The organism is Priestia sp. FSL H7-0729 (genome assembly GCF_038005685.1).
Lineage (GTDB): Bacteria > Bacillota > Bacilli > Paenibacillales > Paenibacillaceae > Paenibacillus.
This window is the reverse complement of record NZ_JBBOTQ010000017.1, coordinates 91,055-105,696: the sequence shown is the minus strand read 5'-3', so window position 1 is coordinate 105,696 and position 14,642 is coordinate 91,055. Positions and strand designations below refer to the sequence as shown.

Annotated in this window: 11 protein-coding genes; 1 reads left to right on the top strand and 10 read right to left on the bottom strand. The window is 45.5% G+C overall.

The window, feature by feature from the left end:
* The 9 genes from MHH93_RS25435 to leuC form a co-directional block, all read right to left on the bottom strand.
* A partial coding sequence (locus tag MHH93_RS25435; protein WP_500056281.1) for a dynamin family protein occupies window positions 1-1,450 on the bottom strand: 1,450 nt, incomplete at its 3' end.
* A gap of 307 nt (window positions 1,451-1,757) precedes the next feature.
* On the bottom strand, window positions 1,758-2,030 hold the full coding sequence (locus MHH93_RS25430) for a hypothetical protein (protein ID WP_017687779.1): 273 nt from the start codon (window positions 2,028-2,030) through the stop codon (window positions 1,758-1,760).
* A gap of 23 nt (window positions 2,031-2,053) precedes the next feature.
* Window positions 2,054-2,749, bottom strand: a complete 696-nt coding sequence (gene nth, locus MHH93_RS25425; RefSeq protein WP_253438436.1) for an endonuclease III — start codon at window positions 2,747-2,749, stop codon at window positions 2,054-2,056.
* A 163-nt stretch (window positions 2,750-2,912) separates the two neighbouring features.
* Window positions 2,913-5,651: an S-layer homology domain-containing protein gene (locus MHH93_RS25420; protein ID WP_500056280.1), complete on the bottom strand. Its 2,739-nt coding sequence runs from the start codon at window positions 5,649-5,651 to the stop codon at window positions 2,913-2,915.
* A 72-nt stretch (window positions 5,652-5,723) separates the two neighbouring features.
* Window positions 5,724-6,401 (bottom strand): GerMN domain-containing protein, encoded by a 678-nt coding sequence (locus MHH93_RS25415; protein WP_500056279.1) that lies wholly within the window; start codon window positions 6,399-6,401, stop codon window positions 5,724-5,726.
* 35 nt (window positions 6,402-6,436) lie between these two features.
* Entirely contained in the window at window positions 6,437-7,846 is a 1,410-nt protein-coding gene (locus tag MHH93_RS25410) for an N-acetylmuramoyl-L-alanine amidase family protein (RefSeq protein WP_500056278.1), read from the bottom strand.
* A gap of 259 nt (window positions 7,847-8,105) precedes the next feature.
* Window positions 8,106-9,512 carry an N-acetylmuramoyl-L-alanine amidase family protein gene (locus tag MHH93_RS25405; RefSeq protein WP_500056277.1) on the bottom strand — a complete coding sequence of 469 codons (1,407 nt, stop codon included), beginning with the start codon at window positions 9,510-9,512 and terminating at the stop codon, window positions 8,106-8,108.
* A gap of 409 nt (window positions 9,513-9,921) precedes the next feature.
* A complete protein-coding gene (leuD, locus tag MHH93_RS25400; RefSeq protein WP_500056276.1) occupies window positions 9,922-10,524 on the bottom strand; it encodes a 3-isopropylmalate dehydratase small subunit in 603 nt (200 codons plus the stop codon).
* A 31-nt stretch (window positions 10,525-10,555) separates the two neighbouring features.
* A complete protein-coding gene (leuC, locus tag MHH93_RS25395) occupies window positions 10,556-11,977 on the bottom strand; it encodes a 3-isopropylmalate dehydratase large subunit (RefSeq protein ID WP_253442662.1) in 1,422 nt (473 codons plus the stop codon).
* 376 nt (window positions 11,978-12,353) lie between these two features.
* Here leuC and MHH93_RS25390 point away from each other — a divergent pair, with 376 nt between their 5' ends.
* Window positions 12,354-13,274 (top strand): LysR family transcriptional regulator, encoded by a 921-nt coding sequence (locus MHH93_RS25390; RefSeq protein WP_500056275.1) that lies wholly within the window; start codon window positions 12,354-12,356, stop codon window positions 13,272-13,274.
* 510 nt (window positions 13,275-13,784) lie between these two features.
* On the opposite strand, the gene MHH93_RS25385 is transcribed toward MHH93_RS25390, so the two are convergent.
* Window positions 13,785-14,606 carry a carbon-nitrogen family hydrolase gene (locus tag MHH93_RS25385; RefSeq protein ID WP_500056274.1) on the bottom strand — a complete coding sequence of 274 codons (822 nt, stop codon included), beginning with the start codon at window positions 14,604-14,606 and terminating at the stop codon, window positions 13,785-13,787.
* Window positions 14,607-14,642: the final 36 nt, after the last annotated feature.

Below are 14,642 nucleotides of genomic sequence, written 5' to 3'. Positions count from 1 at the left end.
GCATGCGGTCGGCCAGCATCATGGCCGACCTGCGATAGCGGGCCTCAATCTCGCCCCGCACATCTTTACTGAACTGGATCACATACTCTGGAGATACCTCAGCACTGGCACTGCGTTTCATCTCCAATAGTGCTTCATCCACAGCAGGAAGCTCCGTATTGAGCGCCTGCTCCCACTCAGCTCCCCATAGCTGATGGGATTCACCTAACTGCCTCAGCATCGTACGAATATGTACTTCCACTTGTCCGGAAGCCTGATCCTGTAATAACCGCACCAGCTCAGAAGCACGGCGTTGCTTTTCCTGTTCGGTTTTGCCGCCTGAGAATAATAAGCCTACCCTGAAACCCGGTTTGCGGCTCTCCAAATAGGCAGCAGCCGACGTACGAATATCCGCAGGAGTAAGATTTGCATTCGCCAGAAGTGGCTCAAGCTCTGCCCGGAATTTCTCACGCACTCGCGAAGGTCCGGTAAGAATGTCTTCTGCTTGTTGATCGAGAAGCTCCAGCTCCCGTTCCAAGCGTTCAATTCCTTCCTTGCCACCGATCTCATCCAGCAGAGATTGTTCTTCATCCTCACGTTTCTCCGCTTCTCTCGTCAGGTGCTGCTCCGTTACATGACTGGCCGAACTTGCCAAACTGTGCGTAATTAACGCTTCCTTCTCTTGCCTCATGTGTCCAATGAGTTCCGGTAACATATCCCACTGGTTGTAGCGATGCTCCTTGTCACGGAGGGAAGTAAACAACAATCCGTCATATCTCACTTCCCAGGCTGCAAATATAGCTTCGACCCCTTCGGTATATTGTTCAAAAGAAAGCTCACGTTCCCGATGCTTGTCGATCTGGTTCACGATCAAAAACAATGGTTTGCCCCAATCCGACAGACTTTTGGCAAATGAAAGATTCGTCTCAGACTGAACATGATTATAGTCCATAACATAGAAGACCACATCCGCAAGATGTAGCGCGGAATGGGTCGCGAGGCTGTGTCCACGATCTGTTGAATCCACACCTGGTGTATCCAGCAGAACAGCATCATCTTTCAGCAGTGGAATATCATCCCATACCTCAATGGAGCTGTAGGCTCCCCCATTTTTGCAATACGCCTCCAATTCCTCTGGAGAAACTTCAAGTGTTCCAGCTCCATTGTCAGCGCTTACGTTTGGCGTAGTATAGATGAGCGCTCTCGGCTTACCATTGCGTATGGATACGACATTCGCACTTGTTGGCACTGGACTTGAAGGCAGTACCCGTTTACCGCACAAACTGTTGATGAGACTCGATTTGCCTGCAGAGAAATGACCACAGAACGCAATCGTCAGATGTTTCGTTTCTGCCTTGCTGATTAAATCCGTTAAAGCCTGTACAGCCGTATGGTCCCCTGTCTGCTCCATTGCTTCCCGCAGCGGAAGCAGAGGTTTGGCCATTTCTTTTGGGTAATCTGTTCTGGACATGACTGGCCTTCCCCCTGGCTCCTCTAATTTGACATCCGTTTCGATGTCTATCTCTTTTACCACATTTATTTTAACATTATCATGTTTAAATTTGAACGGTTGGAATCGAATATACATGACACCTACATTGCTTATATAAAAAAATAAAACCGAACAAGTCGGTTTTATCTTTAATAAGGTCTATTCTATATTGGGCATTTATCAAAATGCTTACGCCAAGTGTCTGTTGCATGAATGCGATGCGATCACTTTAACCAAAACGATCCTCATGACATTAACACAACAGACCTTACAGTATAATTACTTCTTAGGAAACTGCATTCTCCATGGAAGGCAGCAAGATTTCAAATACTTGTCCATGTTGCAGAATTGTAATGTCTCTGCCTTTGTCTCTCATAACCACAACTTCTGGTTTAACGGACATACGCTCCAGATAGTGTTCAGGCACGTCACCAGAATGGCTTACTGTGATACCTTCTACTTCTTTTTCTTCATTTTCAGCCATTTCCTGTTCAACGATTTGTTCAAAAATATCGGAGAAGGCCTCAAAATTGTCAGTGTACACGGAAATGCATTTCATGATTATTCATCCTTTTCTGCTCATTAATTTATTTTTCGTTTTCGGGTGATGACACGTTCCTTATCTTTCCTGATTTGGGACGTTTTCATACGTTTTTTTCCTTCCCTGCATATGTCCAGCAATGGACAGATATGACACGCAGGGTTCTGTGCCTTGCAATGGTAGCGTCCAAAAAATATAAATCGGTGGTGAGTTAAAGTCCACTCATCCCGAGGTACGCGCTTCATTAGTTTCTTTTCGACTTCAAGTACGGAGTCATCCCAACCTGCAAGCGCCAGCCGCTTGGATACACGTTCAACATGAGTATCTACCGCAATTGCTGGTACACCAAACGCATTGGAAACAACTACATTCGCGGTTTTCCGCCCGACACCTGGTAGTGTCACAAGCTGATCATGTTCCTGCGGTACATCACCGCCATACTGCTCTATTAGAATTCGGCACATGTTCTGAATATGCTTGGCCTTGTTTCGGTACAAACCGATTCGCCGAATATCCTGTTCCAACTCTTCGAGAGGAACCGCCAGATAATCTGCCGGGCTTCTGTACTTCTGGAACAAATCTGCGGTTACCTTGTTCACCGTTTCATCAGTGCACTGGGCAGACAAAAGGACAGCTACCGTCAATTCAAATGCATTGCTGTGATTTAATTCGCAATGTGCATCAGGAAACATTGCTTCCATAGTTTCGAGTATATGCCTAACCGTCGCTGCATTCATGAAGAGCTACCTCCCACAAAATGACTCCACTCTGCGGAGCCTTACTTCGAAGCTTCATCCGAATACTTTGCGGGGACCTCAAAAAGCTTGCAAAAAAAACGTCTTGATGCGGGAAAGATCCCGTATCAAGACGGTCATTCTTTTGATCCTCGAAAAGAAACGATTACTGTTTTTGAATCTCCATAATAACATTGTTCAGGAGATACAATACAATATTATCATTATCTCTGAGAGATTGCACGCTTAAAGTATTGTCACCCTGGTGAACAAATACACTTGATCCGAGTGCAAAACGATAGTTTGTGTCTGTTGTCGTCTCCCGTTTAACCAGGATCTGGTTACCCACGCCATCATAAGACCAGAATTGTTTGCTCATGACAGTTAGTACTCTGAAGCGTGTGGAATTATCCGTATCTTTTGTCATTTCCACACGATCTCCAACCGTAAGACTAGTCAATGAAGTTAATGTGGAGCCAGATTTTACGACTTTAACAGAACCGCTAACAGGCACGGTTTCAGTCTGGCCGTTAAACTGCTTGAGTGTTACGGATGAAGCATCCACTGCTGTAACTTCAGCCAACGTACGCTTCACGACTTGAACAGCTTTTGGCGTAGCTCCTTCAAACGTCACATTAATCAGGTTGCCTGCTGTCAGCTGTGAAGGCGTGATCGTCTGACCACTCTCTCCTGTCAGTACCGCTTGATCCACGTAGAACTGACTTGTCAACAGATCTGATTTTACTCGAATACGACTATTTGCTTCCAAGGCAACCACTTCGAATTGAGCCACGGTGTTCAGTGCAACCTTCTGCACTACATCCTGATTTGCTCCAAGCGTTATGGTAACTTTGTCACCAATCTTCAAATCTCCCAGACTCGCGCCGGATTTGTTATACATCTCAACTGTAGGAACCGTAGAATAAGGCACTGTAATCGTCTGATTACCGGACAGCAAACTGATTTTCTTGCCAGAAGTATCAATGTTGCTGATCGTACCTTCGTACTTGTAAATCACTTTTACGGACAATGCACGTGTTCCCACATATGTCAGATCCAATTTGCGACCATCGTTTAAGAGTGATTCCAGACCAGACAATGTAGGTTTGGTCGTATTGTAGTCCAGTTTAGTCTTATCATCCAATGTAAATACAAACGGTTTTTTGTTGTTGTCTAGTACGGTAAGTACCTTTGTTTTGCTGTTGTAAGATACAACCGTTACTCCGTTCATAGGTTCCATCTGGCGTCCAATGACCTGAATACGCGTTACTTGGTCATCAGCGTTTAATGTTAACTCCACCTGATCCCCGTTCGTTGCATCCGTGATGAGATCATTCAGAGTTGCATCCTGAATGCCATTGATAATAACTTCCGGCTTTTCAGTCAGCAGTTTCGCCTCCAGTGAACCCCCTTCACGTTTGAACGTTACCGTGGATTGGTTACCACCAATTTCAACCAATGTTCCACGCACAGATTGCTCCACACCTTGAGATAATACGATCGTTTGCAGAACACTGTCCTTAACGGTGTATTTCACGGCACTGCCGGCTTTGAGATCAGCCACTGACAGGATACGGTTCTGATATGTGATAAGCAGATTGTCATTGTATGCAAACTGCTCGGTAGCACCCGCTGCATTGACAAGTTTAATGGTTTTGCCAGAAGTAGATACTTCAGCGACTACGCCATTGTCACTCTTGTTCACAATACCGGATTTCACACGAATAGCGACTGTTTTTTTATCAGCCGAGAACGTCTCACGCTGTACTTCAATGACGCTATCTGCCGTAATATCGGACAGTTTGATTGCATTACCATTCTGATCGATGAATGCAGTTGCCTCATCATAACTGTACGTTTCGTAATTTTCGCCTACAAAGATACCTATCTTGTTACCAGATAATGAACGTGCAAATGTACCTTCAACGCTCTCCACCTGTGGTGTAGCATCAACCACTTCCACATAGGAAGCCCCACCTGCCGAACCCACAACCATAACTTTTGTATATAGTTTCACATCTGTGGATGATGCACGCGTCTCACTGTCTTTCGTAAAGTAAGGCGTACTGCTGTTCACTGCGAAGTTAACGGCTTTGCCGTCCACAACCAGCGTGATCTGCCCATCTTTCAATCCAGTCACATAACCCGTGGAAGTGTTCGGATATTTAGTATCCGTTAACGATTCGCCACGACTGAAAAAGGTAGCGAGTTGAGCACGGGTTACGGAACCGGTTGGATTGAATTTGTTTCCTTCCACACCTTTGGCCAGATCCAGGCTAACAGCCAGATTGACATAACCTTTACCACTGTCGGAGATATCTGCATTATCAGCAAATCCGGTAGATTGATTGTTTTGCGCTTTCGCTTCAGCATCCTTGTCCAATGAGCGGATTAACAATTTCGTAATCCATTCCCGTGAAGCCGGCTTTTGCCCCCATGATGTCTTGGATACATCCACCGTTGATTCTTCCGTCTTGTCAATCAGTCCCAGTTGAAGTGCCAGCGCGACATATGGCTTGAAATAATTTCCCACTTCCATGTTTGTCGGTAATGCCGCAGCCGTGTCGGTATTCAACTGGCCCTCTTGATTCATAAAACGGATTGCCATCGTTACAGCTTCTTGCTGTGTTACCGCGTCTCCTGGACGGAACAGGCCGTTGTTACCGAGAAGAATGCCTTGATATGCCAGTTTGTACACATGTTTCTCAGCCCAGTATCCGACCTTGATGTCACTGAACAAACCAGTTGGTGCAGCCGTATTCGTTACTGCAGAAGTCTGACCCTGCCCCGTTTCTGTTGATTCTGCTGCCATGGCAGCTCCGCCGGCGCTAAGGGCCATCATGCCTGCAAGCACGGCTGATACTACTTTTTTAGAGTGTGATGAATTGTTATATTTAAAAGTCACCTATGATTCCCCTCTCTCATGTAAAACGACCCATATTCCGTGGATTCACGGTACAACAGCCTGCTGTACAGCCTATTCGGATCTTGTCATTGGATGTTCAAGATCCACATGGCCCATCAGACTCTCAGTCTGCTGACCATCCACCAGTAAATCAAGTGATTTTACTTCATCAAACTGGAAGAACGTTTGTTTCAGAGCATCCATGGCAAATACTTCTCCACCTGCTCCAAGACGTGCCGTATCTGGCATATGAATATCCAGGGTAAGAGCTCCATCCTTGAACTGAACAGACTTCAATTCAATTTCTTTAGACCACAGAGGAACAAGTTTATTGTCCTTGCTCTGCTGCAGTGATTCAAAGGCAGCCTTATATTTGGCATCATCCGATGCGTAAGAAATCTCTGCCGAAGCTTTGTGCAACTCCAGTTCTTCTTCATCCGTATAGAATACAGTGATCGTTTTCTTTTCATTACTTTCGGAAGTTGCTGGCGTCTGTGTAGACGTTTCGCTTGGCGGAGTAGTTGTAGTCGTTTCCTCCGAACTGCCTTCCGTGGATTCTGTTGGTGTTGTGTTCTCTTCTGGTTCAGCAGTTACCGGTTCGGTAATTGTTTCGCCTTCAACCTCGGTCACATTGTTTTCAGTTCCTGCACCTTGCGTCTGATTCGGAGCAGCTGTTGGCTTGCTTCCACATCCAGCAGCAACTGCCATAACCGTTACCAGCAAAGCTGCAATCCATATTTTCTTTTTCATTCTAACTCCGCCTCCTCAACATAAGGGCTTGCCCCTTATTTAATTCCCAGATACTCCTTGATTCCTGCAACGATACCTTTGGCAACACTGTTCTGGAAACTCTCCGTAAACAGGGCTGCTTCGTCGCTCTTATTGCTGAGGAATCCACCTTCCAGCAGAACTGCTGGCATTGTCGTTTCACGGGTTACATGGAGACTCGCCGTTTTCACTCCACGATCTTTCAGTCCAGAAGACTGCAGAAGATACTTGTGCATCACTGTAGCAAGTGCTTTGCTGTTGGAGCGTGTATAGAATGTCTCTACACCGTTCGCAGCAGCAGGGCCACTGTTAGCATGAATGGAGATGAAGATATCCGCTTTTATGTCCTGTGCAATTTTCACACGTTCTTTCAATGCCAAAAATGTATCATCGCTGCGCGTTAACACAACGTCAATTTTGGATTCTTTTTTCAACAAGGCTTCCACTTTCAGAGCCATTGCCAGATTGAAGTCTTTTTCACGTTTACCCGTTACACCGATTGCCCCAGGATCCTGATCTCCGTGACCTGCATCGATAACGACAACTTTCTTGCCATTATTACCAACCGGAGGAGCAGGTGTACCACTTTGATTGTCGAGGTTAATCATAACCAGTCCGGAATCATTTTGCACACTGTACCCTTTTGAACTGGACAGATCGATTACAAAACGAATTGTAGATGGACTGTTGCTGTATAACGAATAACGAATCTTCGACACATCCGGATAGCCGCTAACGACGAGTTGTCCATTCTGGTTGCTGTCTAGAGCCTGTCCTTCACTGAACGAATCAGCAAATGCGGTATTCGGCAAGTCTATAACGATTCGATCTGGTCCTGTCATCGTGAAGACGTTCGGCTTCGTACTTCCGCTTGTTGCAATCATGAAGCGGTTGTCGCTGAAGCTGATGCCGTTCACCAGTACAAGACCTTCCTGATCCGATCCTCCGCCTTCATTGCCAGAGTTCGGAGGTGTGGTTGTCCCGTTTCCGGAACCTGAATTCTGGGTAACTAATGTTACCGTCTTCGTGGTATTGTTCCAACCCACCTTAAGACCCATTTCCTCACCAATAAATCGGAGAGGTACGAGCGTAGTACCATTTTTAACGAGTGGCGGGGCATCCAGGTTTACGTTACTGCCGTTCACCGTTGCCGTCTTCTGTCCAACAATCATCTGCATGGCAGTGTTGTCTTTGCTGATAGTCACCGTTTGTGTTTGCTGCTTCCACTCCACGCTATATCCAAGATTTTCGGACACAACCCGGATCGGAACCATCACCTTACTGTTAATAATTTCCGCTTTTGCATCCGATGGCTGTACGATTTCTTTTCCGTCTAGGATAATTTTCGTGTCTGTTGCTGCGTGACTATAGCCCGGGAATACGAGCCCAAAGACAAATAACAGTACCAAAAAACCGAACTTCTTCATCCTTCACCCCTACCATTCTCATATTTTTTTGCCGCATGTTGTCATTTTCCAACTCCGACTGACCGTTTGGGCATTACCAGACACCTATTAGACGCCCCTCGCTCTCAAAAGTTGCGAATATATTCCAACATAACAGAAAAAAAAACGTTGTCAGATCAAGCTTTTTTTACATTTTAATGTCTTATTTTTTCCTTATTTATCAAATATACATCTCTAAACACCGTACTACTCTTACCTTCATGTTTGCGCACAATTCACTTTAGAGTCCCAAAAATTCAACAATTCCGTCCACAATCGCCTGAGCACATTTGTCCTGGTATTCTTCTGTAAGCATGACTGCTTCATCTGAAGGATTACTTAAAAAACCTAATTCAAGTAACACAGCAGGCATGGTTGTTTCACGGGTCACATGTAGACTAGCCGTTTTAACTCCACGATCCTTGAGTCCTGTTATCGGCAAGACATATTTGTGAAGAGTATCAGCCAAGGTCTTGCTTTCCTTGCGACTGTATAGCGTTTCAACGCCGTTAGGTACGGGTGTTGTGAATTTGTTTCCATGAATGGACACAAAAACATCTGCCTTATTCAATTCAGCAATATCCACTCGCTGTTTGAGTGAAAGCTCTGTATCATCCTGGCGTGTAATGACTGTTTGAATATTTGAGTATTGTTGAAGGATCGCCTGTACCTTCAGCCCTACAACCAGATTGAAATCCTTCTCATAAGCTCCTGACAAACTTACTGCACCCGATTGACGACCACCATGTCCTGGATCAATGACCACAACGGTTTTGCCATCATTCGTAGGTACTGCCGGTTGGCTTGTGGGTTCTCCATTCGTTGCTGTCAGGTCAACAAGCAAGACATTGTTGTCTCCAACAGACCATTTGGCTGTAGCCGTCTGATTCAGATCCAGAACTACACGCACGGTAGAAGGCGATTTACTGAACATGGCATACCTGACTTTGGAAACTAATGATGAATCCGTAACTATAATCTGTCCACTGCCATCCGCGTTAGAGGCTTGTCCCTGAATGAATTCCTGAGAGAATGTAGCTGCAGGTAGATCAACTATAATACGGTCTGGCCCGCCTATACTGGATACTTTGGGACTGATATTCCCGTTTGTTGCTACAATCAACCGATCTCCGCTGAAGGTGATCCCTTGAAGCTCTGTCAGACCATCCGGGACGGGAGCCTCGACGGGGTCACTGTCACCTTCGGTTCCGACTACGGGAGGAACACTAAATAGGCTTACTGTCTTGGTTCCATTGTCCCAACCAACACGCAGACCCATGCCTTCCCCGACAAAGCGTAACGGAACAAGCGTCGTTCCCTGTTTGATCAGTGGAGGCGAATCCAGATTCACCACGTTTCCATTCACTGTAGCTGCATCTTTGCCAGCCGTCATTTGAATTGTGCTGTTTCCTTTTTGAACTTGGACTGACTGAGTTGCCTTCTCCCACTTCACCTTATAACCCAGATTCTCCGATACAATTCGAATCGGAACCATGACCGTCTTTCCGATATTTTCGGCAGGTGCTCCCGTCTGCTGGTTAATGGTTACACCGTCGAGTACAATCGAGGTTGTGGTGTCTGCATGGGCCATGACTGGAAATAAACATAGGAACAGAAGAAAAACGATTGCTGCCGACCATTTTTTCATACCTCATCCACCATTCTTATTGTCTTTTGAACATCCGACCTGATTCTCTGCAGCGTAACATCAATGGCGCTATGTAACCTTCCATAATCTACTAATCAGTTTATCAGATATTGTCCCTTCATCCGGTTACAACGTTGTCATATTCAGTCGGAAATAAGATAAAAAAGCAGATCACAATCAAGAACATCATCTCTTTTACATGAATGTGTATCGATTTCGTATCCATGATGTCATATATTGAAGATATTACGTGTTGAAGTATTTTATCAAGAAAGATCCGGAGTTCTATGTATAGATGACTCATTAAGATATTTTAGCTTCTGAAATTACAAAAAAGCTTCTGTCTCATCCATAGGGACAAGGTCCCTTTGGCGAGGCAGAAGCTTTCTGCTGTAAGCTAATTTAGCGATTAACCGAACAGTTTTGCCGCATGGCGTTGCTCATACGCAGCGATTTCGTCATCATGTTGAAGAGTGAGACCGATATCGTCAAGTCCTTGCAAAAGGAATTGACGACGATGCTCATCCAGATCAAAATCGATATGCAGTCCGTATGCATCGGTAATCGTTTTGTCTTCCAGATTTACATTCATCTCATAGCCTTCATGTGTAGCTGTACGTTGGAACAAGTCTTCCACTTGCTCTTCTGACAACTTGATTGGCAAGATCCCGTTCTTAAAGCAGTTATTATAGAAGATATCTGCAAAAGATGGAGCGATGACACAACGGAATCCATAGTCCATAATTGCCCATGGCGCATGCTCACGGGAAGATCCACAGCCAAAGTTGGCACGTGAGATCAGGATGGATGCCCCTTCATAACGAGGTTTGTTCATTTCGAAGGAGGCATTATTGTTACCCTCTTCATCAAAACGCCATTCGTAGAACAAAAATTGTCCAAATCCGGTACGTTCAATCCGTTTCAGGAACTGTTTCGGAATGATTGCGTCTGTATCTACATTGACCCGGTCTACCGGTGCAACGATGCCTTGTAATGTTTTGAATTCTTCCATATTAAACGTTCTCCCTTCTGTCTGTTATAGATTAGATCGCTGCTTCCGTTTTGAAATTCCAGTCCCGTACGTCCACAAAGTGACCCTTAACCGCTGCTGCTGCTGCCATTGCTGGAGATACCAGATGTGTACGTCCTCCGCGTCCTTGACGTCCTTCAAAGTTACGGTTGGACGTTGAAGCACAACGTTGTCCTGGCTTCAATACATCCGGGTTCATTGCCAGACACATGCTGCATCCCGCATCACGCCATTCAAAGCCGGCTTCCGTAAAGATTTTATCCAAACCTTCTTGTTCTGCTTGGATTTTAACTCGTCCTGAACCTGGTACAACAATTGCTGTAACCTGACTGGATACCGTGTGACCTTTAGCCACTTTTGCAGCTGCACGCAGATCTTCGATCCGACCATTGGTGCAAGAACCGATAAATACATAGTCAATTGGAATCTCGGCAATTGGTGTTCCCGGCTCAAGTCCCATATATTCAAGCGCTTTTTCAGCCGCTTTGCGTTCGTTTTCGGTAGGCAATTCAGCCGGAACAGGAACTTTCGAAGAAATGTCGGTTCCCATGCCAGGGCTTGTTCCCCAAGTTACTTGTGGAATCAATGTTTCCACATCGATTTCAACCACATGGTCGAACTCTGCACCTTCATCGGTTACAAGCTGTTTCCAGCCTGCTACGGCCTCATCGAACTTCGCACCCGCTGGTACGTATTCACGTCCACGCAGATATTCGAATGTTGTTTCGTCCGGAGCGATCAATCCGGCTCTTGCTCCACCTTCGATGGACATGTTGCAAACCGTCATACGCTCTTCCATGCTCAATTCACGGATGGATTCACCTGTGTACTCGATAACATAACCTGTTGCAAAGTCTGTACCGTATTTGGCAATGACTGCAAGGATCATATCCTTCGCGGTTACACCCGGGTTACGTTTGCCGACAAAACGAACTTCCATTGTTTTAGCTTTCGCTTGTTGCAAACATTGAGTCGCCATAACGTGTTCAACTTCACTTGTTCCAATCCCGAATGCTAGTGCGCCAAACGCACCGTGTGTGGATGTATGACTGTCACCACATACAATCGTTTTACCCGGGTGAGTCAGACCCAGTTCAGGTCCCATAACGTGCACAACGCCTTGATCAACCGTGTCCAGATCATACAACTTCACGCCGAAATCACGGCAGTTTTGCGAAAGTGTATCAATTTGTTGTTTGGAGATTGGATCTGTAATGTTGAAGCGGTCTTTGGTTGGAACGTTGTGGTCCATTGTTGCAAATGTCAGCTCAGGGCGACGAACTTTACGTCCACTCAGACGAAGTCCTTCAAATGCCTGCGGAGAAGTTACTTCGTGCACCAGATGCAGATCGATATACAGAATGCTTGGTTTGCCTTCTTCTTGATGAATTACATGATTTTCCCAAATTTTCTCAAACATCGTTTTTTTACTCATCATTTTCACCTCATCATAAGTTCGGTCCTTGGAAGAGCCTCTGTTGGCTTTAAAAAGTGAAGCTCTTGAATGACATAAATATATCACCCTGTCCTTCATTGTTCCAAGATATAATATCTATAGATGTAATAGGTTTAACCTATAATAAGAGAAAGGCAAATAAACCACTGCTCATCGCAGAGGTTTAAATTGATAACAATTATCATTATCATATAAGTCTTATAGTACGTTCCCGCTTCGTCGCTGTCAATGTTTTTATACAAAATAAAGAAGTCGCCTCTTAATAATTGAGTTCACCGTTAGTTCCGGCATAGACAATGATTTCTTTATCTATAGTGATATAATGATGGCATAACGAAAGGAATGACCAATGACGATGGAATTCAGACAACTTCAATATACGCTGCAAATCGCGGCCGAACGCAATTTCTCCCGGGCAGCAGAAAAACTGCATATTGCCCAACCTTCATTAAGCCAGCAATTATCCAAATTGGAAAAAGAATTGGGAGTACTGCTGTTTCAGCGTAATACGAGTACCGTAGAGTTAACCCATGCAGGTGTCACGTTTGTCGAGCAAGCCCAGAAGATCGTAGATGCCATGGAGTTATTGCGTCAGGAAATGTCAGACATCTCCCAGCTTCGCAAAGGTAAAGTCGTTGTGGGCAGCATGCCGATCACAGGTTCACATCTTCTCCCACACGTACTTCCTGCATTCCAGCAAGCGTATCCCGAGATTGAAGTCACCTTGTTGGAAGACTCCGGGCTTACCCTTGAGAAATTGACAGCAAGCGGCAAAGCTGATCTGAGTCTGCTATCTCTTCCTTTACAAGAACCAAGCTTGTCTTATGTAACTATTGGCGAAGAACGGATTGATCTGGCGGTTCCCCCCAATCACCCTCTGGCACGCAGGGCAGATCCGGAGAATCCGCTTCCTGTGCGAATTGAAGAGCTTCGCGATGAACCCTTTGTTTTATTGAAAAAAGGACAGGGATTCCGCAAACTTACATTTGACCTCTGTGAGCAAGCCGGTTTTGATCCCCAGGTTGTGTTCGAGAGCACCAATATTGAAACCGTTCAGTCACTGGTCGCCACCGGGATGGGCATTACACTGGTTCCACGCTTCATTGCCCGTGCACCGCGCAGTGAATTTGTACCTGTGTACGTGCCGCTTGCAGAGCCAACGCCCAGCAGAACACTTGTTGTGGCTTATCGTCAAGGAAGAGTACTGTCGAAGGCAGCCGAAGCATTCATTCATACGTTTCAACAAACTGTGACTGAATTGTCAAAGGGAGACTAAGTAATTACTCCTGTATGTATCGGGACATTTAACACTGAACCAAAACAAAGGCTTGACCCTTATGGGCCAAGCCTTTGTTTTATACTCGTTTCCTGAATCCGCAGGATAGAGTTCTTACATCGCAATCACAGTAACTGGTTAGAGTACAATGTTGCTTGTTAAGTTGTTTAGCTTTAATGCTAATTTATAGTGTTAATGTAGAAACGTACATAAGAAAACTTCATGTGTGGCGGTTTATTTTCGCAAATTACGATCGCTTGTCAGCCTGTTTTGCTGATTCATGACACGGCCTTCGTCCTGAACAGTTGAATCAGGCGGTGATAGCCCTCCTGCTCCATTCTTTAAGAATGCCCTTAAGTGATCTTCCCTTGTGTTATCCTGTTCCAGTCTCCTGAGCGTATCTTTCACATGGTTGTCCATTGATTGATCATCTCCTTGGTAACGGGATAGTTATCATTACCCGTGTCCTGGAAGAATAAACACTTTTTCTGCAGAATTTATTTCACTTTTTTATTTATCGCCAAAATAAACGCCAGGTCGACGGTCTTCAAACACGGGAATACGCCCGCGAACCTCATCTACCAGGGAAGGGCGAATGATTCCGGTCACGATCTCTTCCCCTTCGCCACCTTCAGCCACAATCTCACCCCACGGATCAATGATGAGAGAATGTCCGAAAAACTCGGTGTCTCCCCCTTTTCCCACACGGTTACAGGCAATCACATACATCTGATTCTCAATCGCTCGTGCCGTAAGCAATGTACGCCAGTGGTGCAGACGAGGGTTCGGCCATTCGGCCGGTACAATCAATGCCTTGGCACCATTTAACGCAAGAGTGCGGGCAAGTTCCGGGAACCGGATGTCGTAACAGATCGAAGCACCCGCAGTAAGACCGTTCTGCAATTCAAAAATTTCAGGTTCCGCACCAGGCTGTAAATATTTCTCCTCGTCCATCAGACGGAACAAATGTAATTTATCGTACCGAGTGACCTGTTTTCCTTCAGTATCATACGCGTACATTGTATTGTATATTTGACCATCCCGTTTCTCAGCAATTGAACCGCCAACGATGGAAATTTGATGTTTTTGAGCAAAAGCAGACAGCCATTCCCGAGATTTCTGGCCTTCCGGGTCAGCGAGTTCATGAATTTGCGTCAAGGCGTATCCGGTATTCCACATCTCAGGCAGCACAGCCAGCCCCAGATCCGGATATTGTTCTACCGCACGCTCAAGCAACGATTGCATATGTTTATGATTAGCCTCAGGGTCTCCGAGCTGAATATCACCCTGAATCAGGGCTACGCGCATTTCTCCCTGTTGTTGTTCTGTCATGACAAGCACTCCTCTGAACCGTAATACCTGCTATCA

Coding starts and splice junctions, on each gene's coding strand:
- MHH93_RS25430 (WP_017687779.1), bottom strand. CDS start 2,030: ATGAAATGCATTTCCGTGTACACTGACAATTTTGAGGCCTTCTCCGAT.
- MHH93_RS25390 (WP_500056275.1), top strand. CDS start 12,354: ATGGAATTCAGACAACTTCAATATACGCTGCAAATCGCGGCCGAACGC.
- leuD (WP_500056276.1), bottom strand. CDS start 10,524: ATGGAAGAATTCAAAACATTACAAGGCATCGTTGCACCGGTAGACCGG.
- MHH93_RS25385 (WP_500056274.1), bottom strand. CDS start 14,606: ATGACAGAACAACAACAGGGAGAAATGCGCGTAGCCCTGATTCAGGGT.
- MHH93_RS25415 (WP_500056279.1), bottom strand. CDS start 6,401: ATGAAAAAGAAAATATGGATTGCAGCTTTGCTGGTAACGGTTATGGCA.
- leuC (WP_253442662.1), bottom strand. CDS start 11,977: ATGAGTAAAAAAACGATGTTTGAGAAAATTTGGGAAAATCATGTAATT.
- MHH93_RS25410 (WP_500056278.1), bottom strand. CDS start 7,846: ATGAAGAAGTTCGGTTTTTTGGTACTGTTATTTGTCTTTGGGCTCGTA.
- nth (WP_253438436.1), bottom strand. CDS start 2,749: ATGAATGCAGCGACGGTTAGGCATATACTCGAAACTATGGAAGCAATG.
- MHH93_RS25405 (WP_500056277.1), bottom strand. CDS start 9,512: ATGAAAAAATGGTCGGCAGCAATCGTTTTTCTTCTGTTCCTATGTTTA.